Below are 26,288 nucleotides of genomic sequence, written 5' to 3' on the forward strand. Positions count from 1 at the left end.
CACCACGATGACACCATTCAAAAATCTCGTCGGATCAGTCCTGTCCAAGGCGTTGTTGACCGGACTGGTCGTCACCGCAATCTTCAGCACGCCGCTCCAGGCGCGTGAGCACCGCACTGGCGATCGGCACACCGAACAGGGCGTGGGGGCGAGCTCCCGCTTCGAGCGATCGATCGCTGCGCCGGCCTACCACGCATTTGCGCCAGTGCCCTCGGATCAACCGGGTGGAGTTTGCGACCACGGGGATAACCCCATGATATGCTGAGCAGCGGACCTCGCCGGCGTTCGCAAGGATTGGCGCGCGGCGCGAAGCTCAAAGTAGCTTGGCCATTTTCATCGCAACTTGCCGCACAGTTTATCGCCATTTCGGCCGACCGATCGGTAGATTGCAGACCTGGCCGCCATGCGTGTCGAGGCGGATCGGGTCAATGGCGTGCACTGTCGGGCCGCGAAGGCAGAGAGGTCATTGCTTCCAGTTGCGCTGTTCGCGTCGCCAACATGGCGAGCAGGCTCTTGTGCAGCCGATCCCCGGGTTCGAAATTTTGCGCGAGCCTTCGGACGGTCTCGACAAATCGCATGCGATACGTCGCCGCTCTGTCGACGTCGCCGTACTTCGCGAAGATCTCGGCGGCCGTGCGGTACACCCGCCAGGAAGCAATCGGGAAGTCGGCGCTGTCGACGATCTCCAGCGCGCGGGACAGCTGCAACTGAGCCTCCGCTGAATTGCCCATGGCAAGCGCAGTACGGGCGAGCAGTCCGTGGGCCTGGGCCAGGTGATTGAGATCCGGAGCCGTGGCCACATAGTCGTGGAGCTGGCGCGCACAGCTCTCAGCCTGCGTAAAGTCGTCAACCTGCAGGTAATATTCGCCGAGACAATGATACACCTGCGTCGCGGCGGTAAACTCGATATCGATGCCTTCTTCATGCCTGCGGCGCTCGATGTCATCAAATTGCCTGCGAGCTCCCGACGGGTCGTTCAGCCCGACATAGGCCTTGGCAAGGACGGCCCGCTTGTGGAAGTAGGTCGACTGATCTCCGACCAGCAGACTATCGTCGACGCTTTCGCAGAGCTCACGGGCTCCATCAAAGTCCATCGCTTCGACGTGCAACCACGCAAGCGTCAGCCGGCACAATGCGCTGCTGGGGCCGTTCGCGTTCCTGACGGCCAGTTCGAGGCCGGCCGTGATTTCAAGTCGCAACTCGCGCCACTCGCCCAGATGAATAAGCGCGATCGACTCAAGAACGTTGAACAGAACAAAAGTGTAGACGTCGCCGGCCAGACGGGCCAACCGCTTGCCTTCCGTGCCGGCGCGGCGGCACTCCTGGTACCGCGACCTCCAGCAATCGACGATACCGGATATTCCATTGCGCCTGATCAGGATGCCATAATGCGTGGCATTCGCGCTCAGCTCGATCGCCCTGTCGCAGAGCGTGGCGTCCTGTTTGCGCCAGCCGTTGAGGAACAGGTTGACGCTCGCGCTGCTGCCCTGGACCAGAGCCTTGAATGTGTCGTCCGCCAGCGCCTGGCTTCGCGACAGCACATCTTCAGCGGCCTCAAGGCAGGCGTGGCGATCCACGCGCAAGCAGAGGCTGCTCACAGCCGTAAGGCCGTTGAGCTGTTGCTTGATCTCGCCCGCTTGTTCGGCGCAGGCAATCATGTCTCGCAGATCACGGATGGAGCCGGCGAGGTCGCCGCACGAGCGAAGAGCCCAGCTTCGCTCCCGCAGAAGAGCGACGCGGGTCGAGAATTTGTCGGCAGCATCGAAACGATCGAGTATGCCAAGCGCGCGGGTGAGATAGCTTGCGGCCTCCGCGTGGCCGAGGCGTTTCGTCGAGTTCTTTGCCGCTTCCCGGAGGTAACGCAACGCGCTCGGAAAGTCGCGACCCTGCTCAAAGTGAAGTGCGAGCGCAGGCGCTATTTCAGGGGTGCGGCCGGCATAGGCCTCCTCCAGCCTCTTGCCCAGGCGCTTGTGCGTTTGTGCGCGGCGCCCCGGCGGCAGATTCTGGTAGATGATGTTCTGATAGAGAATGTGACGGAAAGCGTAGCAGCCCGAATATGTGCCATCGGGCCACTCGGAAACCCCTGACCGAGCGAGGATTTGATCCTTCCGGATCGACGCTTCGATGTCCCTTTCGACGTCGATCGCATCGTCGGACAGACCGGCCGCAACGAGGGCCGCAGAAAATTCCTCGCCGGCAACGCTGGCGACGTCGAGCAGACGCCGCTCGTTGTCGGTGAGGCGATCGAGCTCGTGGCCGATCATGTTCACGAGGCTGTCCGGAATGCGGTCTTGCGCAAATGCCGCCTGTGAGGACAGGCGCCATCCGTCGTCAATTTCGATGATCGACTCCTGGTCGATCAAGTGCTTGAGCAGCGTGGCAACAAACAACGGATGTCCCAGCGTTCGCTCGAATACCGGCTTTGACAGGCTGGAGGCAAGCTGCTCGTCGCCGAAGCGCAATGCCAGGTAACGCTCGACCTCCGGACGCGACAACCGATCGAGGCGCAATTCGCTGCAGTATCCGTGAATCTCGAGGTCCCGGTGCAGGCGAGGGATGGGATGCCCGCCGACGGAACTGTCGGCCGGACGATAGGAGCAGAGGACCAGCACGCGCGCGTTGCCGTTCCCGCGTGCGAACCGAGACAGGACGTCGAGTGTCGCGAAGTCGCTCCAGTGCAGATCTTCGAGAACAAGAACCCAGGGGCGGTCGAGGCTCAGCGCTTCCAGAAGATCGCAGAATTCGCGCAGCATCCGTTCGCGCGTCGCGCCGAACACTTCGTCCTGGAAAGCCGCGCGTTCCGATGCGTCGATGACGCCTGGCAATTGCAGGATCCAGGTGGGTGCGTGGGCGCGAACTGCCGAAATCAGTTCCGGGCCGTTTGCGCGATAGCGGCTCACCAGCGCATCGATGAGTGGAAGAAAGACTTCGTCGGTTCCGAACCGTTCGGTGCAGCGCCCATAGAGCTGATCGAAGCCCTGTTCCGTCAGCTGCTCGAGCGCCTTGGCGATGAAGGCCGTCTTGCCGATCCCGGCTTCTCCGGTGACAAAAGCCATCTGCCGTTTGCCGGACAGGACGTGCCGCGTCATCTGGTCGATCGTCTCGAAGGAGGGGGTCCGGCCGACCACCGGGGTGGAGATTTCGGTTTTCAGAGGTAGGACCGCGTTCTCGACCTCCCTGGCCGCTTCCCGCACCGTGCCGATAAAGCGGACGCCTTTGCGCGGCAAAGTCTTGATCAGCCGCTGCGCCTCGCCGGAATCGCCTATTCCGGTACGGGCTGCGTTGATGCGGGTGGTGAGCGCCGACTCCGAGACGATGCGCCCGCCCCAGATTGCACTGATCAGATCGTCCTTGGTCACCACCCGGGCGCGGTGGCGGATCAGATATTCGAGGACGTCAAAAACCTGGGGCTGCAACGGGATCGTACGTCCGTCACGGCGCAATTCCCGCCGGTCGGTGTCGAGGACAAACTCGTCAAATAGGTACAGCAAAACAATGCCTTCGGAGGTGTGCGCAAGGCGGATATTCAACCGGTACGCGGGCCCGAAAGCAAGCACACCCTTCAGAATCAAGGAAACGATAAGAACAAATTAAGCTCGCCTTAAAGCGTGGCCCCGCGTCCCGCTCGATACTTCCAGCCGTATCCGGTCACTCACACAAGGTGTTCGTGTCATGCGCTTGGAAGATAAGGCACGGCGTCTCACCCGCGTGTTCTATGGGTTGTTGCTTCACAAGATGTTTCAGTCGCTCGTGGCATCCTCCGTACCATTGTTTAACGGCAGAGCTTCACCCAGAGGCGATGCGTCAATTTCAGCGAGTTCGTTTGTCGCCTCCACGGGGTCTTCCCGAAAGGAAGGCTGGTTTGGGCGCCTCCTTCAAGCGCTCCACCATGCGCGACGGCTGCAGGCAGAGCGCACCCTTCGGCAGAACTACCACCTGATCGACAATGCGTGGCCCCAGTTTGCCTCTCGGTCAGATGTTGGAGGGCGAGACAATGCCGGTCAGTGAAAAGCCGTCCGAACGCAAGCTTCGGATTTCGGCGCCGGGCGAGAATACGCTGCTCGCAACGATCGCCATCGGCGTTGTCATTTTTCACATTCTTGCAGCCACGATGTTGACGTCGACCCGCCAGAGCGATGCTGGGGCACCGCCCGAGCCGCCCGGACTGTCGTCCGGGGACTGATCGCCAGCTCGCTATTCCAGGATTTGACAGACACGAAGGGTTAGCTCATGGGCGACATGGCGTCGTTTTGCCTGCTCAGCATCGCCGTGTTTTGCGGCGCTTTCGTCTCGGGCCTCGCGGGCTTTGCCTTTTCGGCGGTGGCCGGCGCGATTCTCCTTCACGTTCTCCCGCCACGGGAGGCGGTCCCGCTGATGATGGCCTGCAGCATCACCGTGCAAGCCGCGGGTCTTTGGGCCTTGAGAAAAAGCATCCGCTGGAAGCAGAGCTCGGGACTGGTCGTCGGCGGATTGCTTGGCGTTCCGATCGCCGTGTGGTTGCTGCAAGCTGCAGACGCCCGGATCTTCAGGGAGAGCTTTGGTCTCGCCGTCGCCTGCTACGCGGCCTACACGTTGTTCCGGCCGGCGCTTTCTCATCGCCTGCAGATGAATGCGGGACGTAATGCATTGATCGGCTTCGGCGGAGGCTTTGTCGGCGGGTTGACGGCAATGCCGGGTGCAATACCGACCATATGGTGTGACATCCACGGCGTGCCGAAAACCGAACAGCGCGGAATGGTTCAACCCTTCATCGCCGCCATGCAGATATTCGCACTTGTTCTCATGCTGATCCGAGGAGATCTGTCGACAAAGGTCCTGGTTGACTTCGCCGTCGGCATCCCGGCGCTCGTTGCAGGAACGGCGCTCGGGATTTTTGTCTTTCGCTGCGTCGATGACGCGCTGTTCCGGCGAATTATCCTCAGCATCTTGCTGGTTTCGGGACTGTTGCTGGTATTGTAGTTACGTCGGTCGCGCCTCCAGTTACAATTTCAGCCATTCGAGTACGGCGCGCAGTAGCACTGTCGCCGTAATCCCTTAAGCGTGAGCCGAACCATTCGGTGGGCGGTGCTGCTGCCCCAGCCGAGGTATCCTTCGCTTGCCGGAGGCTGCTGCTGGTCAAAACGCGTGACCTCGCGGGTGCAGCTACGTTGGGCGGGTGTTGACGGCGTCCGCTTCCTCCAAGTCAGGCACTACCTAAAATTCGATCGATCTGATTAGGCGAATCTTATGCCCGATCCGAGGCGGCGGGAATGATTTTACGGCGTGTTCAGGTCTGGAGTGGTGTCATCGCCCATTCGTTTGAAATCCGCTTTTGTCGTTCGATTATTTTCAAACCGCGAGCGCATCAATGGCTGCTATCACGTCATTCTTGGCCGAGTTGGACGAAGCAGTTGCGAGAGGAAATCCCGAGAGTTGTCTGCGGGCGCTCTGGCATGCGGCGGACATCCTGATCGCCGGCACTTATTCCGAGGAGCAGATCTGGACGTTCGGTGAGGTCATCGGTCGTCTCGCGCAAGAGATTGAAACGAGCGCGCGGGCGAAGCTCGCGGGAAAGCTCGCATGCAGCTCAAACGCGCCCTATGCGTTGACCCGGCAGATGGCAAGCGACGACTGCATCGATGTCGCATGGCCGGTTCTCAGTCAGTCGGAGCGCCTCGACACCGAGACATTGATTGCGTGTGCCAAGAACAAGAGCCAGCAACATTTGCTTGCAATCTCCAAGCGGCAAACGGTCCCGGAAACGGTCACCGATGTCCTGGTGGTGCGCGGATCTCCCGAGGTCGTAACCTCGGTCGCTTCAAATGCCGGGGCGAACCTCTCCAAATCCGGATTTCTGCACCTGGTGCGGCGGTCGGAAGGGGATTCGATCCTCGCTGAATCGGTAGGACTTCGAAAGGATATTCCTCGACATCTCTTCCACCAGTTGATCGCCAAAGCCTCTGAAGAGGTGCGGCAAAAGCTGAAGAGGGAGCGTCCGGATATCGAAAATCAGGTCCATCGCGTCGTCGTCGATGTCACCGGCGCCATTCACGCCAGGTTTGGCCCGGCGTCGAAGGATTACTTCACGGCGAAACGCACGGTGGCAAAACTGCACGAGAGAGGCGAATTGACGGAAGACAAGGTCTTCGAGCTTGCTCACTCTCTCAAGTTCAACGAGACCACCGTTGCCCTGTCGTTGCTCTGTGGGCTTCCAATAGACGTCGCGGAACGGGCATTGATCGAGAAGGATCGCGAGCCGGTGTTGATCCTGGCCAAGTCTCTCGATTTCTCATGGCCCACCACAATGGCGCTGCTGTTCCTGGGCGCGGCCAACTACCGGATAACCGTTGGCGAGCTGGATCAATTGAAGATCGATTTCCACCGGTTGAATGTCAAAGCGTGCCGGGAGGTCGTCACCATCTACCGAACGCGAAAGGAGGAGGTTTTTGGCGGCTCCTTTCAACAGCCTCGGCGCATGATCTAGGACCGCAATCCCGACGTCAGACATCCGTGGATGTGGGGGCGGCTCACGCAATGGTGAGCGTGCCGATTTGCCGTTCGCGCAGCTGTGATTTTCCACTGCGTGTCTTTTCCCAAGCGCATACCTAGCTAATCCTTGTCAAAAAAATTCGCAGGAAACGCTTTCAACAGAGCAGCCGATTCTAGCCAGCGCGAACGCTCCGCACGAAAACAACAACCGTTCGGAGTACGATTATGATTGGATTCAGGACTTCCATTATTGCAGCGATGATGTCGATTGGCGCGATAACCTCTGCAAGTGCCCAGTGCCCGACGTGGGCGACTCAAAATCCAGCTTCGTTTCAGGCGCAATATCCCAATAGGGATATATTGAACGACTGCGAGTTAACGCCAGCAGGCAGAATGGGCCTCGAACTCCCTGGCGGCGCGGCTCCCTGGTATGGGGCCAACAGGGCTTATGGGGCAATGCCTGGCGTTGCTCAACACCACAGCTTTCAGCACCGATAGCGGTGAGTAGTGGCCGTTCTTTTCGGGACGGTTGCGTTGCAGGCCCAGAAATCGGGAGACAAGTCGATGACATCACAAACCGACGAGGCCGCGCAGTCCAGGCTTATGGCGGACATCCCGTACGATCAGCAGACGAAGATCACCATCGAGCGCAGAGGCCAAATTGTACTGATTGGCATCAATCGGCCTTACATCGACAACCGGCTGGATCCGGATGCGACAGAAAGCGTGGCGAGAGCATACTACGAGTATGATCGGGACCCCTCGCTCCGTGCGGCGGTTCTGTTCGGCTATGGCGACCGCTTCTCCAGAGGTGTCGATGTCGATGCCTACAAGGCATTCGCTCAGTCGGGAGAAAAGATGATGGATGGGCCCGGCTTCATCGACCCTCTGGGGCGGACCGGGCCAGCGCTCACGAAGCCTCTGGTTGTCGCGGTGCATGGCGACACCTGGAATATGGCGCACGAGCTTTTCCTTGTAGCGGACATACGCGTAGCGTCGGAAGACACGGAGTTCGGTCAGGATGAGAATACGCACGGCCGTTTTCCCGGAGGCGGTGCAACGGTTCGTTTCCCCAGAGAAGCCGGATGGGGAAATGCCATGCGGTTCATTCTAACAGGCGATCATTGGGGTGCGAAGGAAGCCCTCCGGATGGGAACGGTTCAGGAAGTGGCCCCAAACCGAGATGCGGCTCTCGCGAAGGCTGTCGAGATCGCCAACAAGATCGCCGCATGCGGCCCTCTCGGGATTAAGACGTCCCTGGCCTCCTCCCATATGGCGCTCGAAGACTCTCAGACGGCGCTCGCTAAGCTCGGCGACCAATATAGTGCGCTGCTCACGACCAGGGATTTCCAGGAAGGCCGTGATGCCGAGGCACAAAAGCGTCCACCCGTTTACGATGGACGGTGACAACAAGCTCGCGGACGGTCGTGTTGCGTTCGCGTATCGCCAGCGTATTTCGTTCTACCAAGTCTCGCCGAAGGGCAGGCGCTCTTCGACTGTTGGGCGACGTGCCACGCCTCATTGGGATGGCGGCGGGCTGGATAAAGAAGTCGTTGGGTGCATCGGGACGGGGTTGGCAGTCAACCTCAAAACGGCAAAGGCTCTCGACGTGGCTGTACCGCCAGGGCTCCTCGCCCGCACCGACGAAGTGATCGAGTGAGGACGGCTTACTTCTCCTGATGGCCCCAATGCGAACTGCAAGCGAACTGCGAAGTGGTCCGCTTATCGGGGCGGACCGGAAGTGACCGGCCGACTTCCCAAGCGCCGTTTTTGACCCGTTGCGGACATTGCGTCGCACGGTTAGGGCGGGCTGCCAGCCCTTTTCTCGCTCGGCTCCCGGTTGAAAAATGCTAGGCTGTATGCCTCAGTCGGGCGCTTCAAACGAGTAATTCAATGAGGCGGCGCGAGTTCATCACGCTCGTCGGCGTTGCCGCGGTTATGGGCCCGAGCCCGGCGCGGGCGGAGCAGACGAAAAAGCTACCCATCATCGGATTCTTGGGCCCGGCCTGGTCGGCCCAAGATTTCGAGGATCAGTTGCGCGAACTCGGTTGGATCGCGGGGCGGACCGTTGCGATCGAGTATCGCTCTGCGGAGGGACATACCGAACGCTCCAAGGAAATTGCGACCGAGTTCGTCCGGCTCAAGGTGAATGTCATCGTCACGGTGGGGGGATCTCCGACTCTCGCGGTAAAACGCGCGACATCGCTCATCCCAATTGTCTCCATTTCTGGCGACCCTGTTGGCAGCGACCTCGTCGCAAGTTTGGCCCGACCGGACGGCAATGCGACCGGCCTGGCGCTCAACCCCATCAGTCTTGCCGGCAAGCGCCTCGAGCTGTTGCGCGAGGTTGTCCCAGGTTTCCGCCGCTTGTCCGTTATGGTCAATGCCAATAGCCCCGGTTTCAAAAACAGGATGGATGAGGTGCAGGCGGCGGCATCCGCGCTCGGCCTCGAGGCGACGATATTGGAAATCCGGCGCGCAGAGGACGTTGCATCGGCTTTCGAGGCCCTCAGGGACCGTGCGGACGCACTCTATGCCGTCGGCGTCCCACTCACCTTCGCCATTGCGACCCGAGCGCTGACCGCGCGAATTCCAACGATGTTTGAATACCGAGAGTTCGTCGATGCGGGCGGGCTGATGTCCTACGGCGTGGACGCAACCCACCTATGGCGGCTTGCTGCGACCTTTGTCGACAGGATTTTGCGTGGGGCGAAGCCCGCCGACTTGCCAGTCCAACAGCCGACCAAGTTCGACCTCGTCATCAATCTGAAGACCGCCAGGGCACTCGGTCTGAAAGTACCGGAGTCATTCCTGTTACGCGCCGACGAGGTGGTTGAATGAGCGCGGCTGCCGGGCAGCCACCAAGGGACCGCCGCCCAGGAACTGGCTGGAACGTATGTCGGCCCGAGCTGCATGGTGTGAGACGAGAGCAAATATCGCTGCATTGGACAACAGGCCGAGATTTCGCGAGAGCGGCACGGCGGGCCTCCAGCTCTTATTTTGCGTTTGCGAATACATCCGCTGCGTAGACGACCTTGCCACCCACGACCGTCAGCAGAGACGCCGTGGCGCCAATTTGCTCGACGGGGACGGACATGAAGTCCCGATCGAGAACCGCGAAGTCGGCGAGCTTGCCGTTTTCGAGCGTGCCGCGCCGCGTCTCGTCGAAGCAGAACCAGGCGCTTCCCACGGTGTAGAGGCGCAAGGCCTCTTCGCGGCTGGGTGTTTCGTCCGGGCCGCGCGTCGATAGTCCGCCGACGGTCTTGCCGTCGAGCATCCATTGCAGCGCCACGAACGGATTGTAGGATGCGACCCGATGCGCATCCGTGCCGGCCCCGACATGGACGCCCGTCCGCAACGCCGTGACGATGGGCGGCATGCTGCGCGCGGCTTCGCCCGCCTGCGCCACGATACGGTCGCCTCCGAGGTACATGGCGTCCTGCATGGTCCAGCCCACACCAAGGGCCTTCATCCGCGCCAGCGTTTCGGGCGAGGTGTTGTCGAGATGGGCGATGGACCAGCGCAGCGGCGCGATCGGCGTCTCCTTGTTGACCTCTTCATAGAGGTCGAGGAGGTGATGGACGGATTTGTCTTCCTGCCAATGGATGGTGACCGTCAGCCCTTGTTTTGCCGCCCAGCGAATGATCTCGAGGAACTTGTCCTTCGCCGCCGCGTCGGGCGCGTTGTTGTTGTACATGGCGCCGGTGATCCGCTCGCCGATTCCGTTGAATCGCAGCATGTCGTCGCCGAATCCCATCGGCAGGAACGGCGTGAGGTTCTTGTACTCCTCGAATTCGGCGCCGACATTCTGGGCGAACAGGCTGTAGGAGACACGCACCGAAAGTGATTTTTCACGCCAGAGCTTTTGCAAGGCGGCGTAGTGGCTGGGATAAATGCTGAAACCGCCGGGATCCACGATCCCGGTAATTCCGAGACGATTGAGCTCCGTGAAGAACTGCCGGGTCCCGGCGACATTGTCCTCGAAATTGGGCCTCGGCAGGCGATCGAACAGCGCGGAGATACTGACGATGGAGCCGTTGAACCAGCCCGTGGTTTCGCCCGATGTGGCACGCTCGGCCGTGATCCCGGCCGGCAACTGATCCGCGGAGATCCCGAGGGCTTGCTGCGCCTTCGGCGTCATCAGCAGCGCCGAATAGAACAGCTGGATGTAGGCCGGATTGTCGGGAACGGCCGACATCACCTCGGCGAGCGTCGGCCGCCGCTTCTCCGCAAATTGCAAGTCGCTCCAGCCACCGGCCACGATGATCCAGGACGCCGGGCGCGCTTTGGCCGCCTGGCGCAAGCGTTCCATGGCTTCGCCAATGGTCTTTGCGCCGATCCAGTTGACCTCGGTGGCGTAGGTGAGGCCGGCGCGCACGGCGTGAATATGGGAATCGATCAATCCCGGAATGATCGTGCGTCCGCCGGCGTCGACGCGGCGCGTCGCGGGCCCGATCAGGCCTTCCATGGCATCGTTGCCGCCAACTGCAACGATCTTGCCGTCGCGGACGGCGAGCGCCTGCGCGATCGTCGATGCAGGATCCAGCGTCACGATCTTTGCGTTCGTGACAATGAGGTCGGCCGTTTGTGCGTAAGCCGAAGTGGCCCAGCACGAGATCACCAAAATCGCCAGAAGCTTGCGCATGTTCAGTCCCGGAATGAGAGAGGCAGGAATGAGAGAGGCAGGAACGGCGCCACACATCCGCCGCTGGATGCGCTCGCGGGCATCGCGTGTCGCAACGGGGAGTGTCGCGATCTTGATCATGTCTGGCTCCAACAAAATCAGCCGGTCCACCGGAAAATTCGGTCAAGGCCCAAATCATTGATTTCGCAGCCCGCCTTCGCCCGTCGGGCTTCGGCGCGGCAGCCTTCGCCGCTTCGCTTGCCATTTGCGGCACCGGTTTGCCTAGCCGAAGCTCGCGAAGCGTGTCGGGACCAATCAAAAGCGAGTCGCTTAACCCATTGATTTATCGTGGCCTGCCAAAAATTCGCGAGTCGAGAAACCCAAGAATCATGAGTCGATTTTCACCAAAAGCCAAAACTCGTGAGTCGATAGGGGAAGCGCGCTCGATATTGAGTTCTGAGTTCGCGTTGCCCGCTAAATGTCGTAGGTCGAAGTCTCGTCAAAGGCAGCCTAGCGGGTCGCGACTCGTGAACTAGGCCGCGAATTCTGACAAAAGCTCGAGCCAACCACCTAGTCCTTGATGGATGGAACTCCGCCTGAACCAGGGGCTCGGCTCTTGATCCTAGCCACAACTCCGGCGGCGAACTCACTCTTGCTGCTCAGCCCTCTCAAGGCTGAAACAGGGGATCGATTCCCCTAGGGAGCGCCAGCAAGTGTTTTTCAGTCACTTACATCAACAAATAGCGGCGCTAGCGGCATTCGATAGCCGCAATTCGCGGGGTCGCCACGCTCGCCGGGCGAGTGCTTCGTGAAGTTGAATTTGGTTGGATATGGAAATCGACGAAAACCTGATCCGCCGCGACCTGACGTCGGCGCAACGGGCGAAGCTGATCTCCAAGCGAAAGGCGGCTTGACGGCCTTATGGACAGTTTCGCTAAGGACACGGCGGCAAAATCTGGCAAGTCCGAGCGATCGATTGAGCGCGACGTAACCCGCGCCAAAGCGCTAGGCTCCGACCTTGATCGCGTGGCCGGGACGTCGCTGGAGAAGGAGCGCTTAACTGGACGCGCGGGCGTGCTGCAGACCACAGTAGCGCTTGTTCCAGATTTAACCTTCCGCGACGACATCAAGCTTAATCCGCGTCTTCGATTGCACCCGAGCTGCGGAGCGCTAACCTCTCTGCACCGGACATTGCCCCGTCCGGGTTCACCATGGCGAGGTCGTCGCGCCAAGATACTCGGCGCGGCGGCTTCGTTTATCTACCGCAACGGTATGAGCTTCATTTGGCGAATAAGCCCGACGATGACCGGTTCGATCTCGTTGAGATGCGACGACAGATCACGAACTTACGCTCGCAACACTCTGACAATCTTCTCGTCACATCGCGATTGAACCGCTTCTTCGTGAAGATTGCATTTTTATCTGAGCCGAAGGATGCAGCACACGCGCAGCACCTGCGGTCCGAATTCGCGCGGACGCTGCAAGGTATTGAAACGATCGTCACCCGGAGGCCATCTGCGAAGCGATCTGGTATCGTTAAGCGGCCCAAGTAATGCTAACGCGGGTGCGCTCTTGCGCTCGCCGGGTCCGGGTCCGGGGCCGATGGTCGATGGAGTCGCGAAGTCGTCCTCGTTTCGCGTATCGAAGCCGCATCGCCGCGTTGGCGTTGATGCACCGCATTCCGAGCTTCGCAACATCGCCGGATTTCGTCGGGGAAGGTGGTCTACTCGCTTACGGTGCGTCGAGACGGCGTCATTTTATTCGATCAGCTTACCACGTCAAAGGAATCCTTGAGGGTGCACGAGCCAGCGACTTGCCCGTCGAACAGCCGACGCGGGTCGAGTTATGGATCAACGTTAGAACTGCAAAAGCGCTCAAGCTCGTAGTTCCGACGACACTACTCGCACAAGCTGACTCAAATAATTGAGTAGACGCAAAAGACGTCTATTGGCACGAGCCCGACCAGTCGCGTTGGTCTGCCAAATTCCGTTCACGCGAGTAGACCGGAAGTCACCGGCTCAAAGGTGGACCGGTGCGTACGACCCGGACCTTGGCACGGGACCTCTGTCCTGGGCTTTTCATTAGGACCACGGCGGCTCTTCGCTCGCCCCGATTGCCTCGTGGTGGATTGTGAAGCCCGCCGAACGTCAGCAACACAGTTCTTACAGAGGCAGGATCGAAACCAATATCCTTGGCGTTTGGTGGATGTGCCTCGCTGCCCTTCAATCGGAGCGTCAAGTGCAACTGCTCGCAAAGGTGCCGAACCACGAGATTGACCTGATCGTCAGTCATGATCTGCTTTTCCCGCTACCATCTTGCGGCCCAACTGGTAGCACATCTGATAGCCCTACACGCAACGACCCCGCCTCGCGAGTCGCGTGGTAGGGCCGCCTGCCGTCCGGACTTGGGCTGGATGAGTCGAGCCGGCCAACTCAATTTATTCCCGGTCAAAGTGAAGAGGTGACTGCGCAAAAGGAGCACTCCGTTGGGTATCCTAATGTGACAGATCGATTGTCCTAATTCGGACAGCTCCAGGCGGCTGGCCGCACGCTAAGGGTTCACTCGGGAGGGTCATTCCCCTTCGGCTCTTGTAAAAACTTTGGCGGATGAACTGACCCCTGAGCTGCGACCATCGATCTATCGGGCCTAGTGCTCGACCTCGGAGGTAAGCCGCTTCCCGACATCAGTAGTCACATCGTGACACGGTAACGAAGTCTCAACCCTACCTGGCTCGACCCTCATTTGTGTTTTGAGTTTCCTCGTTTGTATGCTTGAGCATCGCTTTGAGTTCTTCTTCGAGCGATCGCGGCGAAATTCCGAGTGAACCGAATCCCGGCCGGCTGCCCGAGACCATCGTGTCGATCTGCATAAGCTCAACCTGATTGCGCGTGAGCGGCGGGTGCGGCAGGATCTCAGCGAGGCCGGCGGCGGCATTCCAGAAAGCAAAGGGTATTCGCACCAGCATTGGCCGCAATCCGGCGGTGCGCGCAATGGTCCGCAACAGCTCGCCGTATGAGTAAACGCGCGGGCCGGCCAGTTCGTAGATTGGAAACGGTCTTTGTGTTTGCCGCAGGACCTGTGCGATCGCCGCGGCGACGTCGTCCACGTACACCGGCTGAAGCCTCGTCCTGCCGTCGCCGAATAGCGGATAAGCCGGCAGGGTCCGAAGCAGCCCAAGAATTGTCGTGAGAAAGGCGTCGTCCGGCGCGAACATTACCGCCGGGCGGATAACGACTGCGCCAGGGAACGCCGCTTGCACAGCCACCTCGCCCTCGCCGCGATTGCGAATATAGGGCGACGGCGATGTGGGGTCAGCGCCTATGCCTGATAGGTGCACAAACCGTTTGACCCCGGCCCGCCGTGCCACTCCAGCGATCCTGGCGGCCGCTTCGACGTGCACCGAATGAAATGTGTCGCCTCCATGCTCGGTGTAAAGGCTGATCGCGTTGACGACGCCGTCGGCACCCATAACGGCGGCCTCTACAGAGCGCTCGTCATGGGCATCAGCGATGACCTGTTCCGCGTTGTCGCCCTCGGCCCGCGCAGGATGCCGTGAGGCTATACGCACCGTAACGCTGGAGACGCTCAAATGGCGTACAACGCGACAACCAACGAAGCCGGTCCCCCCAAACACGGTCACGCGGTTCATTCCCCGGTCCATCCCACGATCCTGCGCAACGTTCTGTATTGACCCGCCGAGCGCCGCGCGCACTGCCTCAGTGGCCTCCGCCGGCGAACTGCCTTTGTTGAGATGATGTGAGATCACATCAATCAAAATGTGCGCTGCAGGGCCGACCGTTTGCCACTCTCTCCTAGCTTGATCGATTAGCGGCTGCGCCTCATTATAGAGCGTTTCCGCCTGTTCGATGATCGGATGTGCCTTACTGAGAAGATCGATCAGCGCCTTGGTCGCGGGCAACGACCGCTCAATTTGTTCAAGCTGCGCGTCGCTGAGACCGGAAACGTGACCAATGACTTCAATGAGCAAGTGTTTCAGCATAGCGCAACCTGCTGGTAGCGACGCACTAACTCAGGGCAACCAAGCGAAAGTAGGCACGGGCTCGGGGGGCGTCAGTTGTTGTCTCAGCCGACAGGGTCCGGCCGCCAAGCTCTCGGAGCTTGGAACAATCGCGCGCAATGGTGGATGATATTTGATCCACATCGATTATGTCCAGCATCTGGACCCAAATTTTCGTTAGCTGCCTTGGGCAAGGCCTTTGGGGAGTGCAAGGCTGACAAGTCTTGGTACGTCCTAGAAAACACGACGTCGGGCCACTCTGTTAGGACACATCCGGCGGGGCCGCCTTGCCGAAAGAGGCGCGGTATTGAGAACTGTCCTGATGGACGGTGATGGGCTCAGTGCCCAAGTCGAACGGCTTGAAGCGGTGGAGACGGGTCGGCGGCACCGCTGGTCCGAGGACGTGCGTGTGGCCATTTCCCGGCGAAACCGGTACGACACTTTCATTCAGGGATTATTTTTCGGGTCGGCAGAACCTTTAGCGTTACCCAGCCGATCTTGTCGTGACCGCCAATCTTCCGCCAAGAAAAACGATTCTTGTATCGAATACTTGGAGAGCTGTGAAAGGCGATGAGCGGAGAGGTACGTGGGCAACCGCGTGCACTGGCCTAATCTCTGAACCTCAGAGACGCGCTGGCGCGCGGAAAAAACGTCGCGAAATTCGATAGGGGTGATCCAATCTTTGCGCGGACCGCAAGCAGTTCTGGAGCTAGATGCATGAAACTATCCGGCGGAGCGAAGCGAACATCAGGCCACCGCTCATACAGCTGCCGTCGCACGTAAATGCGCAACAATCCGACCATCGTGCAAAAATACGGCGGCGTCTGTCTAGAAACCCCGGAAAAAATCCGCGCGGTTGCGAGGAGCCTCGCCGATTTGCACAGCCGTGGTCATCGCGTCGTGGCGATCGTTTCAGCGATGGGTAAGACGACCGACGAATTAATTAAGGCGGCTTATCAAGTAAGCCCGCATCCCAACCGCCGCGAACTGGATATGTTGCTAACGACCGGTGAGCGCATCAGCATGTCGTTGATGAGCATGGCCCTGTCTGATCTCGGTGCGCCAGCCATTAGTTTTACCGGGAGTCAGGCCGGTGTAATGACAGACGAATCTCATTCTTCCGCGCGAATTTTAGATGTGCGGCCTGCGCGCGTGCTCGAAGAACTCGATCGCGGACGCATCGTGGTTTTAGCGGGCTTTCAAGGCGTGAATCCGCGAACCAAAGAGATCACCACACTAGGCAGGGGCGGCAGCGACACCACTGCCGTCGCCATGGCTGCGGCGCTAAAGGCCGAGCGCTGTGAAATTATCAAAGAGGTCGACGGAATTTGCTCGGCCGATCCGCGCGTCGTGGCGAGCGCAAAGCCATTGCGCCGGCTGGATTTTGCATCGTTATCCGAAATGTGTTTTTGGGGCGCCAAGGTTTTGCATTTTCGCAGCGTGGAGCTGGCACAAAGCCAAAATATCCCTTTGTTCTTACGAAAATGGGGCAATTACGAACACAGCACGCGAGTGATGAAAGAGGTTATCGGAATGGAAACCGGAAAAATTCTGGCCGTCAATTCGATGGCTCGTATTGAGCATGTGGAGATCGCTTCGACGAATCTCAGTCATGGTTTTGAGAAATTTGCGCAGCATCTCAAGCAAAACGGCCTATCTTGGCCGCAAGTCCTCGTCTCGGCTTTCACCGCCGGAAAAACGCGCATCATGATGACTTGCGAGTCGGAAACGCTCGACACTCTGCTGCGCACGCTGGAAAGGAGCAAGGACTTGCGCAAAGGGCGTGAGACTTTGAGTTCGGTGAGCCTCACTTGCTTCGGCGGCGTTTCTTCAGACTTGCCATTTCAGGCGATGCAAATTCTGCAATCCCACGGGATTGTCGTTGAAAAGTACGTTCTATCACCACATTCGATAAATTTGTTCGTTCCTGTGGAGACCCGCGAAGCCGCGGTCAGGGCCTTGCATTCGCTGATCTAACAACCTCTTTGAGAAGATATCACGAAATCGCGTATGGGGAGGGATGGTCAAGAGGGGCGGCTCGCCGGCTCGATGCGGCGACAACGAGAGTTCTTAATCTTGCTGATACGCGCCCGTCCGCCATCGTTGGTGTCAATTTTTTATAGTCGGGAGGCGTCGATCATGCCGGGCACCATTGGTTGGCTACTTCGCGAGGGCGAACGAATTATTGCTTGCAACACAGGTCTATTGGGTGACAAGCACCTTCTAATCGGCGCTACCCGCGTTCGTAACGAAGCGCTTATTCTCAGAGACACACTGGATTACGTGGGCAAGCAGGTCGATGCGATTGTCGCTTATGATGACGCGAGCACGGATCGTACGCTGGAGATTCTATGCGAACACCCGAAAGTCGCTCTGATTGTGACAAATCGTTCATGGGAAGCTGACATCGAGGCGCGCCGGATTGCTGAGGGTCGGCATCGCGGCCTCTTGTTGCAGACGGCGCGCGAGCATTTGCAGTTCGACTGGATGTTTTGCTTCGATGCGGATGAGCGCGTTACCGGGGATTTACGCGGATTCATAGAAGGAACGCATTCTAGCGAATGCGACGGCGTGCGGGTTCAACTGTTCGATGCCTATATGACTCCTGGGGACCACGCACCCTATCAGGCCGATCGCGAACTGTTGGACTTTCGTCGTTTCTTTGGTCCGGAAAGGCGAGACATTCTGATGTTGTGGCGAAACCGGTTGCAGGTCACCTTCGCAGAGCACCATGCGCGCGAGCCGGGTGGCGTTGAACGCGTGGCGACTGGCCTCTATTGCCAGCACTACGGCAAATCGTTGTCGGTCGACCATTGGGAAGAGACCTGCGACTACTACATGCGACACTTTCCGTTCGATACCTACGGACGAAAATGGCGTGAACGCAAAGGTCGAGCAATCCACACCCAATCGGACTTCATGCGGCCGTTGTACGAGTGGGGTGACGGGCTCTTCGCGAATGCGATCAAGATGTGATTGTCCGAAAACTGAGCCGCCCCCGTGCCAATGCGGCCGCTTCGAAGTCGGCTTCGTTGATCTGGACGCGTTTTGGTCTGCGTTCGGTCGTGTTCGTTGTGTTCCGGTGAGATCGTTTCTGGTGCGAAACTGGTGCGGTAGATGGTCTGAGATTTTCGTGCCTGACGTGCTGTTTCGCAACGCCTCCCGAAGATTGTTCGTGACCAGCGCGCCAAACAAATCGCGCCCAACAAGCCTTGCCGCCCCGCGCGGTCGACGAACCTCGCTCCGGGATGAAGCCGGCTCTGACGGTTCCAAACTAGGAACCTGACAGGCGCTGAGCGCAAGAATCCCGGGAGGTGTGAGGCGGCTCACACCCCCACGTCAGGCTTCGCGCTAATCAGATCGCTGCGGGGATTTCTGGCGGACAGGAGATTTCGCATGAAGCCTTTGATCATTTGTTCCATCGCCGCTGTTGGTCTGCTTGCTGCTGTGACCGGCATCCCGCGATCACACTCGAACGCAACGGTCGGGCGCGCCGGAACATCAAGCACGTCGACATTGCAGGGCATGCAAAGCGGTCGAAGCGCAGACAAGCTGCCGGTCGACGATTTTGACGATCGGTCATTGGTCTTTCCGCGGGATTCCAAGCGCTAAGGCATGATCCGAAAAAGTGCGCAGCGGTTTTCCGAAAAGATCATGCTCAAACAACAACCTAAAGCGCGATGACGATTCATCCCAATCTCATCGCGCTTTAGGCAGAAGGCCGCGCAGCAGACCGTTCAGCCAGGGCTCGCAAATCGATGCGCTTGAGCCTGCGAGGTCGAACGAAATCGTGGTCGAGAGGCGGGGCTACGGGCCCAGGAAAGCGGGCGGAATCGGGTAGTCGTTCCCCAAAAGGCCGAGCAATTCCAGCTCGCCTCGATGAGCGTCCAGTTCCAGAATGGCCAAGAGAAGCATCAGCACGGCCGCGGTATAGATGAGGAACGGTGACGTTTCAGCGGGCACATCGTCACGGTGTGGCGGTATCGCATCGCGAAGTGATCGCCACAACGAAATGAAATGCAGATACGTTTTAGGTCGTATTTGCATGACGTCGTCCTCGACGTGTCAGATCAAGCATAGGTTCAGGCTATGCCCGGTTCAAGCCGACAACAGCCGTTGCGGCATTGAGTAGCGGAGCCATGCCCGTCCTGCGGTGCAGCATGGAAACCGGATAACGGCTTCAATCATTGACGAGACCGAGCGAGTGCACGTACGCCGTGTCAACACCGACGACATGCCCGAACGACCTGTAAGCCGCAGATGAATTGGGTCCCACGTCTCAGCACCAGTCTCTGCATCGTTGCCGCTCTGTTGGCGATGCATTCAGCGCCGGCGCCAGCGCAATTGACAGGTCACGGTGGGCCCGTGCGGGCGATTGCGATTTCCAGTGATGGCAAAAATGTTCTGTCGGGCAGCTTCGACACCGCCGCCATCCGATGGTCGCTCAAGACCGAATCCGCCGAGCAGGTCCTTCGCTTTCACTCCGATGCGGTGAACGCGGTGGCCTTCCTGAAGGATGGGCGGATGGTGACTGCCGGAGCGGATGCGAAGGTAGCGATCTGGACGCCTGGCCGGCAGCAGCCGGATCAGGTTTTCGAGGGCCATGGCGCGCCGATCGCTTCACTTGCAGTCTCGCCGGATGGCGCAAGAGTGGCTTCTGCCTCCTGGGACCATACAGTTCGTATCTGGTCGCTCGGCGATGGCGCGCAGCAGGTGCTGGAAGGGCATGCGCAGAACGTCAACGGCGTCGCATTCACGCCGGATGGACGATCGCTGGTGAGCGTGGGTTACGATCGTGAACTGAGGATCTGGCCATTGGCGGGTGGCACCCCTAATGTCATCACGCTGGGCTCACCCCTTAATGCCGTGGCAGTCGCGCCTGACGGCGAGATCGTAACGGGTGGTGCTGATGGCAAGCTACGCTTTCTGATGTCGGAGGGCCGGGAAAGCGGCGAGGTGCAAGCTGGCCAGACGCCGATTGTCGCGTTGTCGATCTCTCCAGACGGCACGTCGGTCGCTGCTGCAGGAATTGGCGGTGTCGTGACGGTCATCGACCGAAAGGCGCGAGGCATCGCGCGAAGCCTGGTCGATACAGGTTCGCCCGTGTGGTCGGTCGCTTTCCTGCCGGACAACGCAACATTGCTGACGGGCGGCGTCGACGGCAGGATCCGGCGCTGGAATGCGCTGACCGGCGCCCCCATCGGCTCATCGTTGCAAGCTACGCCGCACGATCCGCTTGCAGCCTATACGGGAGATCACGGGGCCGAGGTGTTCAGGGCGTGCGTTGCCTGTCATACCCTGTCCGAGCAGGACGCGCAGCGCGCCGGCCCCACGCTTGCGGGCTTATACGGCCGCAGGATCGCGTCGCTGCCTGGTTATCGCTTCTCCGACGCGCTCAAAGCGATGGACATCGTGTGGACGCCCGAGACCGTGTCAAAATTGTTCGAACTCGGTCCGAACGCCTATACGCCTGGCACAAAAATGCCGGAGCAGCGGATTGGATCCGCGAAGGATCGCAAGGCGCTTACGGATTTCCTGGCGCGCGCCACCGCCAAGTAGCTAACGCTTGGTCTCACGCTCACGGAGATAATCATCGGTCGTGCGAGGCGAAGCGCGTTCGGGCACGCCGGCGAACGGGTCGAACTGTTGTTCACTCATGGCGGTGACGCGGCAGTCCGCGCACATTCTGACCACGTCCAGCCGCTTGTCGCCCGCGGGATACATCCAGTGTCGGCCCTCGAGTTTCGCAGCGATCTTCTCGATCGTGCTCTTTACCCCAAAGGGCTTATTGCAGCGGATGCAAAGCGCCGGCTCCTCCTCCTTGATGATCCGTGCCGGAGCCCTTGCGGCCCGGAAATCGATCTGCGGCTTCAGAGTGATCACCTTTTCCGGGCAGGTGCTCTGGCATAATCCGCACTGCACGCAGGCATCTTCGACGAATTTAAGCACGGGACGTTCGGGATCGTCGCGGAGAGCCCCGGTGGGACAGGCCGACACGCAGGCCAGGCACAAAGTGCATCCGTCCGTATTGACGGTAACCGTACCAAGCGGCGCGCCCTGGGACAGCGCAATGACGTCGGTCGGCACAGGCGCAACGCGGTGCAGTTCGTGAAGAGCGAAGCGAAGCAGGTCGCGCCGCTTGCCTACCGTCTTGAAGGTTGCGGGACGCTCCACGGCCGGCGCGGGTTCAATCGACCGCAGCACTTCGCCCAGCACGTCCGGGTCGTCCGTTTCGATAGTCGCAACCCGGCGCCCCGAAAAACCTAATCCGGAAACAATGGCATCAGCCATCGTTATGGTTTGAGAAAGCCCGGAGATGTCGTGCAAAGGTCTTGCGCGGAGGAGAAAGCGTATCCCCGCTGCGCCATAGGCGAAGGATGCCACGACCGCTTCCAATCCAACCTGTGTCACCTCGTTGACGGCGAACGGCAGCACATTGGCGGGAAGCCCGTCGCCGTGGCGGGCGAGCGCATCGATCAGCGTGCTGCCATGTTGGGTGTCGTGCAGCAGCACGACCGCACCGGAGCCGCCGGCTTCGCGGTAGGTCAAAAGCATTGCGCGCAATTTGTGCAGCAGCGCATCGGGCGGCGGAAGGGCATAGGTTGCTGCACCCGTCGGACAGGCCGTGGCGCACTGGCCGCATCCGGCGCAGACCTCGGCGTTGATCTTGACGTGATCGCCATGTGGCGTGATCGCTCCGGTCGGGCAGAGATCGAGACAGCGATGGCAACCCGTCAGCCTCGAGCGCGAATGGACGCAGATCTCTGCGGTGAAATTGACGTATTTCGGCTTGTCGAAGTTGCCGACGAGGTCGCGTGCCCTGAGCACCGCACGCAGCATCGCGGCCGGGTCCCGCGGATCCGCGCGGAGATAGCCGTCGCGCAAGTCATGCGCGGGAAAAAGCGGTTTCCCGCCGGAGAGATCAAGGACGATGTCGCAGCGCGAAGTCAGGCCGTCGCACGGAGCCTCGAAGACGAGCGTATCGCGCGAGGAGGGGCGGGGGGCCGCATAGTCGTCGACCGTCAACTCGAAGGCCCCCAAATGGCCCTTGGCGTTACGGATCGTTCCTTGGACGATCGGAAAGGATGTCGTCGCCGGCGGCATAATCTGTGACGGCTTTGTGATCATGATCGTCACGTCGAGATGATCGGCAAGCAATCGACCAGCTTCGACCGCAAGTTCGTCGCGGCCATAGATCAGGATCACCCCTTCGCTCGATAGGGTGACCAACGGAAAAGCAGGCGCAGCCTCGGACACAGCGGCGAGCAGTGCTGCCATTTTTGGGCCTGCCTTGGTTCCCTCCACCGACCAGCCGGCCGTCTCGCGAAGGTTGATGAAATCCAGTTTCCCCGAACGCCCCTTCGCCTCGTCGCCAAACAGTGGGGCCTCCTGGGTGCAGCCGACGATGAGCGGTCCTTCCGCCTTCGCCGCGTTGCGAAAATGATCGAGCTCGGCCCTGCAGAGCTGGCGGAACTCGGCGATTTCGCTTTTGCGGCATCCTCGCTTCACGGCGGCCGTATCGAGGCGCATCGTGTCTTCGCACGAGCAGATCAGGATCGTGTTCGGCGGATCAGGCATGCGCAGCCCTTCACCTCCTGAAGAGGTCCGGGAACGACGGCGAGCGGACTCGCGTCGCCCCTCCTGGTCGATTAAGTTATTCTCACAAGAGAAGAAAAGAAAGCTGGAGGTCCGCCTGACACCGACAGCCCCTGGGCACTCATCGGTCACGGAGCCAATCAATCTGCCTCCGCCATTCACGCTGGTGAGGCTGCGCGAAAGTCGTGACTCTTTCGCCCATGCCATGCATATCGCCGAAGAGAGTGGGGCAGGTACGCTGACCTACGTGGGGCGGTTCGATCTTGCCGAGTTCGCAGTCGTCCTTGAACCTGGCGAGCCGTTGCGTACCGCGCGCCGCGCTTTCTATGCGGGGATGGTGGCGCTGACCGACGCCTTGCGCGCGTATGCGCCGCCGAACAAGGAGATCGCGATCGACTGGCCGGACGCGATCCGTGTTGACGGCGGCCTCGTTGGTGGCGGGCGGCTCGGCTGGCCTTCGTCCGCAAAGGAGGACGAGCCGCCGCGCTGGCTGGTGTTCGGTGCCATGATCCGAACGGTTGCGATGAGCGACAGGGAAGCCGGCGTTTATCCGCTCGCTTCCGCCCTGGATCAGGAGGGTTTTGGTGAGGCCGGCGCGATTCAGGTGACGGAGAGCTTTGTGCGGCATCTGATGCGCGCTCTCGACGCCTGGCAAGCCGATGGATTCGACGGCATCGCACGCGAGTTTCTAAGTCGGTTGCCGCGTGCGCGGCAAACCACATATGTGATCGCTGACAACGGTGATCTTATTGCCCGCCGGATTGGGACAAACAGGACCGATCGGCACGACCTGAAGAAGGGCTTGCTATCGCCGTCATGGTTCGATTCAATACTCGGAGGACCGCGTCTGTGAAGCTCTTGCGCACCATCGCGCTCGATCCATCCGACACGTTCGTGTTCGACGTGCCGGCGCAGCCCGGCGATTGGGCGGTGTCGGGCGCCTTCCGCTTTTGTAATCGGGATGCAGCGAAGCTGAGCGGCAAGGACCGTTCGGCGTTTCGAAGCGGTTTCCTCGGCGTGCAATCCTGGGGCTGGTCGACACTGGTGCAAATCGTCCCCGCGACTGAAGGCGATCGCCGGACGTTGGTGGAGCTCCTTGCGAAACAACTGGTCGAACGGTTCGGGGCGCCGGACCTTGCAACCGCGCGCCTTGCCGCTGAAGAGGAAGTCGCCTTTGCGCAATCACTCTGCACACATCCCATCAGCGCGCTGATCGCGGTCCACCGCTCGGCGAGCAATGGCGAGGTCCGCGAGTCATTCCGCAGATTGCAACTGCGCGAGGGCCAGCGTCACGGCAAGGCGTTCTCGTTCATGGAAGTGGAGGATGACACCGAGCCCGACAAGGATCTCAATCTTGCGAATATGAGCGAGGAGCCGTCGCGCCGATGAGGGATTTCTGGATCGCCTGCGGCCACCACCTGCTCGATCACAATGCGAGCGGCGGGCTCGTGGTCACGGATGAGTTCCTGAAGGCCTACTTCGTGCGTCCCGAACTGATGCCGCCGAACGACGCTTGCGCGGTCGAACGCAGGTTGCACCAGGAGCTGCTCGCTGACCCGGGCCGGGCAGTCGCTGCGGAGGAGGTAGCTGCGATCGCCGATGCGGATGCGCGGGAGAACTGGCAATTCGTACTGGCATTTCGGAAGCTTCTGCTGCGCGAACCCACGTTGGAAGCGGCCTATCTTGCATTGGTTCGCTCACGTCACGTCAACCTGCCGCCGCTGTTTGTGAACCACCTTGTTCACGTGATCCTGCGAAATGCGCTTGACGGCTGCGAGGACCCGTTCGTGCTGCGCGCGGCCGAACTGTTCTTCCGGCCGCAGCGTATCGTGCCGCACGAACACTTGCTGCTGTTGGGCGACGAGGAAATCATTGGCGGGCCAAGCCAAACGCCCGTGTTGTCGCTGATGTCCATGTTGGGGGCAACAACCGGCGCGGAGATCGACGTCCTCAGCGAGGGGAATGCCGACAGCTACTGGCAGCGCAGCGATCAGTTCGATCTTGCGCTCGATTTCACCGGCGGAACGCGGGGCCCCGCTGCGCTGGCAGAGGCCATGGGGCGCTGGATTACTCATTTGCTTGGATTTGCCGTCGGAATTGAGCCGCTCACCGCCCTGCGCGATGCGAAGCTCACCTGGTATGTTGGGCTCGATGCTGAAGCCACCCGGATGGGCGACCAGCTTTGGCATGGAGAGGCGCTGGACGACCGCACCGCAAGTCGTGTGCTAGCGCTGTTCCGGCTCACTTTTCCAGATTCCAGCCTGGTCGTTGATGCGGTCGGGGGCGAGCCGGTCTACCTGATCCTTGCAACGACCTCCGATCAGCTGGTGCAGATGAAGCCGCAGAATCTGTTGACGGGGTTGCCGATCAAGCACCTGGAGGCTGCAACGTGAGCCCCGGCGCGCTGCCATTGTTGCGCATTCCGGTCGGCGTTGTCGTCGAGCGCCGCAAGGCGGATTCCCCATGGATTGATTTTGTCTGGCGCGGCATCGGCGTCTTGCCGGATGAGTCGGAGATGATGCCGTGGACTGTCCTACGGGCGCAGGAGGGATTGACGCTCTTTTATGCCGGGAACGCCATGGTCGATCTCTATCGCTCGGAAACCGAGCGCTACCGCGACAATCTTGCCACGGGCGCTCCCCGCATCTGGATCGTATTGACTCCCTCCGAGGGCGCCTGGCCCTATGCCGTTTCGGCCGTCACCGCAGATCCAGCGGAAGGCGAGGCATTCACGGAAGCAGGTGCCAATCTGGTCGAAGCGGTGCCAATGCCTGAGATACTGCATAAGGCGATTGAAAATTTCATCGCCGAGCACCACGTCGAGAGGGAATTCGTCAAGCGCGAGCGACGCCGCGCCGATCCTGAGGCGCTTGCGCGGCGTCACCACGACGGTGAGCACGAATGAGCGACGAGCAATTCCTGGCGCGCTGGGCGCGCCGCAAGCAAGAGGCGAAGGCCGGTCACGCTGAACCAGCCCCTGAAGAAGCCGCTGAGGCGCATGGGCCGGCGCTGTCCAACCGGGCCGCGGCAGAGCCGGCTCCCCCGGAGACGGAGCTGTCGAAATTGCCCCCGATTGAATCGATCGATGCTGCCACCGACATCACGGCTTTCCTGCGCAAAGGCATTCCGCAGGAGTTGAGCCGGGCGGCGCTCCGTCGCGCCTGGAGCGCCGATCCCACCATCCGCGATTTCGTGGGGTTGGCGGAAAACGCCTGGGACTTCAACGACCCGAACGCCATGGCTGGCTTCGGTCCGCTGGACTATTCGGCCGAGCAAATTGACGCTCTCGTCCGCCGCGTCGTCGGGGGCGTGGTAGAGGCCGCCGAGGGCCGCCCCAATCCGCGCGAGGCTGCCGAAGACGCCGCGCGATCGGCTCCCGCGGAGGCCGGTTTCGAGCAATCATCAAATCCGGTGAAGGCGATCACGGAACCTCGACCGCTCGGCGAGTTCGCAGCCGCGGAATTGCCGTCGAATTCTACTGCATCGCAACCCGTAGCTGCGAGTGAAGAGACTCCCCTTCGGCACCGCACACATGGCGGGGCGTTGCCCCGGTAGACTGCGACTAAATGCGATAGCCTCAGG

21 protein-coding genes and 1 tRNA gene are annotated in these 26,288 nt (G+C 60.3%); 17 read left to right on the forward strand and 5 right to left on the reverse strand.

All coding sequences use genetic code 11. The features are described from left to right. Positions 1–425: 425 nt before the first annotated feature. Positions 426–3,530, reverse strand: a complete 3,105-nt coding sequence (locus AB7245_RS08890) for an ATP-binding protein (protein ID WP_439034201.1) — start codon at positions 3,528–3,530, stop codon at positions 426–428. Between the two features lie 700 nt (positions 3,531–4,230). Here AB7245_RS08890 and AB7245_RS08895 point away from each other — a divergent pair. From AB7245_RS08895 to AB7245_RS08915, 5 genes are all read left to right on the forward strand, one after another. Beyond that, the gene (locus AB7245_RS08895) at positions 4,231–4,959 is read left to right on the forward strand and encodes a sulfite exporter TauE/SafE family protein (RefSeq protein WP_085403289.1); all 729 of its coding nucleotides are present in this window, start codon (positions 4,231–4,233) and stop codon (positions 4,957–4,959) included. Positions 4,960–5,347: 388 nt separating this feature from the next. After that, the gene (locus AB7245_RS08900) at positions 5,348–6,463 is read left to right on the forward strand and encodes a DUF2336 domain-containing protein (protein WP_085403290.1); all 1,116 of its coding nucleotides are present in this window, start codon (positions 5,348–5,350) and stop codon (positions 6,461–6,463) included. A gap of 569 nt (positions 6,464–7,032) precedes the next feature. Continuing rightward, positions 7,033–7,875, forward strand: coding sequence for an enoyl-CoA hydratase-related protein (locus tag AB7245_RS08905; RefSeq protein ID WP_439034202.1), 843 nt, complete (start codon positions 7,033–7,035; stop codon positions 7,873–7,875). Next, positions 7,865–8,128: a hypothetical protein gene (locus AB7245_RS08910; RefSeq protein ID WP_085403292.1), complete on the forward strand. Its 264-nt coding sequence runs from the start codon at positions 7,865–7,867 to the stop codon at positions 8,126–8,128. Before AB7245_RS08905 ends, AB7245_RS08910 begins: the two co-directional genes overlap by 11 nt. A gap of 233 nt (positions 8,129–8,361) precedes the next feature. Then, positions 8,362–9,309: an ABC transporter substrate-binding protein gene (locus AB7245_RS08915; RefSeq protein ID WP_085403293.1), complete on the forward strand. Its 948-nt coding sequence runs from the start codon at positions 8,362–8,364 to the stop codon at positions 9,307–9,309. Positions 9,310–9,463: 154 nt separating this feature from the next. On the opposite strand, the gene AB7245_RS08920 is transcribed toward AB7245_RS08915, so the two are convergent. Next, the gene (locus AB7245_RS08920; RefSeq protein ID WP_245344195.1) at positions 9,464–11,233 is read right to left on the reverse strand and encodes an amidohydrolase; all 1,770 of its coding nucleotides are present in this window, start codon (positions 11,231–11,233) and stop codon (positions 9,464–9,466) included. A gap of 483 nt (positions 11,234–11,716) precedes the next feature. Here AB7245_RS08920 and AB7245_RS08925 point away from each other — a divergent pair. From AB7245_RS08925 to AB7245_RS08935, 3 genes are all read left to right on the forward strand, one after another. Further along, positions 11,717–11,801: transfer RNA gene (locus tag AB7245_RS08925), tRNA-Glu, on the forward strand. Positions 11,802–12,013: 212 nt separating this feature from the next. Continuing rightward, positions 12,014–12,484, forward strand: a complete 471-nt coding sequence (locus tag AB7245_RS08930) for a hypothetical protein (RefSeq protein WP_167768314.1) — start codon at positions 12,014–12,016, stop codon at positions 12,482–12,484. Between the two features lie 217 nt (positions 12,485–12,701). Beyond that, entirely contained in the window at positions 12,702–13,019 is a 318-nt protein-coding gene (locus AB7245_RS08935) for an ABC transporter substrate binding protein (protein WP_161495882.1), read from the forward strand. Positions 13,020–13,814: 795 nt separating this feature from the next. On the opposite strand, the gene AB7245_RS08940 is transcribed toward AB7245_RS08935, so the two are convergent. Further along, positions 13,815–15,092, reverse strand: a complete 1,278-nt coding sequence (locus AB7245_RS08940) for a complex I NDUFA9 subunit family protein (protein WP_244623454.1) — start codon at positions 15,090–15,092, stop codon at positions 13,815–13,817. A gap of 801 nt (positions 15,093–15,893) precedes the next feature. Between AB7245_RS08940 and AB7245_RS08945 the strand changes: the two genes are divergently transcribed. From AB7245_RS08945 to AB7245_RS08955, 3 genes are all read left to right on the forward strand, one after another. After that, positions 15,894–17,087, forward strand: coding sequence for an aspartate kinase (locus AB7245_RS08945; protein ID WP_135216935.1), 1,194 nt, complete (start codon positions 15,894–15,896; stop codon positions 17,085–17,087). A gap of 162 nt (positions 17,088–17,249) precedes the next feature. Then, the gene (locus tag AB7245_RS08950; RefSeq protein WP_085403335.1) at positions 17,250–18,086 is read left to right on the forward strand and encodes a glycosyltransferase family 2 protein; all 837 of its coding nucleotides are present in this window, start codon (positions 17,250–17,252) and stop codon (positions 18,084–18,086) included. Positions 18,087–18,506: 420 nt separating this feature from the next. Further along, positions 18,507–18,722 carry a hypothetical protein gene (locus AB7245_RS08955; protein WP_085403297.1) on the forward strand — a complete coding sequence of 72 codons (216 nt, stop codon included), beginning with the start codon at positions 18,507–18,509 and terminating at the stop codon, positions 18,720–18,722. Between the two features lie 195 nt (positions 18,723–18,917). On the opposite strand, the gene AB7245_RS08960 is transcribed toward AB7245_RS08955, so the two are convergent. Further along, positions 18,918–19,157 carry a hypothetical protein gene (locus tag AB7245_RS08960; protein ID WP_085403298.1) on the reverse strand — a complete coding sequence of 80 codons (240 nt, stop codon included), beginning with the start codon at positions 19,155–19,157 and terminating at the stop codon, positions 18,918–18,920. Positions 19,158–19,370: 213 nt separating this feature from the next. On the opposite strand from AB7245_RS08960, the gene AB7245_RS08965 reads away from it, so the two are divergent. Beyond that, positions 19,371–20,669: a c-type cytochrome gene (locus tag AB7245_RS08965; protein WP_085403299.1), complete on the forward strand. Its 1,299-nt coding sequence runs from the start codon at positions 19,371–19,373 to the stop codon at positions 20,667–20,669. Here AB7245_RS08965 and AB7245_RS08970 read toward each other — a convergent pair whose 3' ends face one another. Then, entirely contained in the window at positions 20,670–22,640 is a 1,971-nt protein-coding gene (locus AB7245_RS08970; protein WP_085403336.1) for a 4Fe-4S binding protein, read from the reverse strand. A gap of 211 nt (positions 22,641–22,851) precedes the next feature. On the opposite strand from AB7245_RS08970, the gene AB7245_RS08975 reads away from it, so the two are divergent. Genes AB7245_RS08975 through AB7245_RS08995 form a run of 5 tightly spaced genes read left to right on the forward strand, consistent with a single transcriptional unit; the run spans position 22,852 to position 26,261 of the window. Continuing rightward, entirely contained in the window at positions 22,852–23,559 is a 708-nt protein-coding gene (locus AB7245_RS08975; RefSeq protein ID WP_085403337.1) for a biotin/lipoate--protein ligase family protein, read from the forward strand. Next, positions 23,556–24,095 carry a DUF6505 family protein gene (locus AB7245_RS08980; RefSeq protein ID WP_063985312.1) on the forward strand — a complete coding sequence of 180 codons (540 nt, stop codon included), beginning with the start codon at positions 23,556–23,558 and terminating at the stop codon, positions 24,093–24,095. The genes AB7245_RS08975 and AB7245_RS08980 overlap by 4 nt, the downstream gene beginning before the upstream one ends. Beyond that, on the forward strand, positions 24,092–25,099 hold the full coding sequence (locus AB7245_RS08985; protein WP_085403300.1) for a DUF6352 family protein: 1,008 nt from the start codon (positions 24,092–24,094) through the stop codon (positions 25,097–25,099). Before AB7245_RS08980 ends, AB7245_RS08985 begins: the two co-directional genes overlap by 4 nt. After that, positions 25,096–25,611: a DUF3305 domain-containing protein gene (locus AB7245_RS08990; RefSeq protein ID WP_071916335.1), complete on the forward strand. Its 516-nt coding sequence runs from the start codon at positions 25,096–25,098 to the stop codon at positions 25,609–25,611. The genes AB7245_RS08985 and AB7245_RS08990 overlap by 4 nt, the downstream gene beginning before the upstream one ends. After that, the gene (locus AB7245_RS08995) at positions 25,608–26,261 is read left to right on the forward strand and encodes a DUF3306 domain-containing protein (RefSeq protein ID WP_085403301.1); all 654 of its coding nucleotides are present in this window, start codon (positions 25,608–25,610) and stop codon (positions 26,259–26,261) included. Before AB7245_RS08990 ends, AB7245_RS08995 begins: the two co-directional genes overlap by 4 nt. Positions 26,262–26,288 lie beyond the last annotated feature (27 nt).

It is taken from the genome of Bradyrhizobium sp. 604_D8_N2_3 (assembly GCF_051810765.1).
GTDB classification, from domain to species: domain Bacteria; phylum Pseudomonadota; class Alphaproteobacteria; order Rhizobiales; family Xanthobacteraceae; genus Bradyrhizobium; species Bradyrhizobium barranii.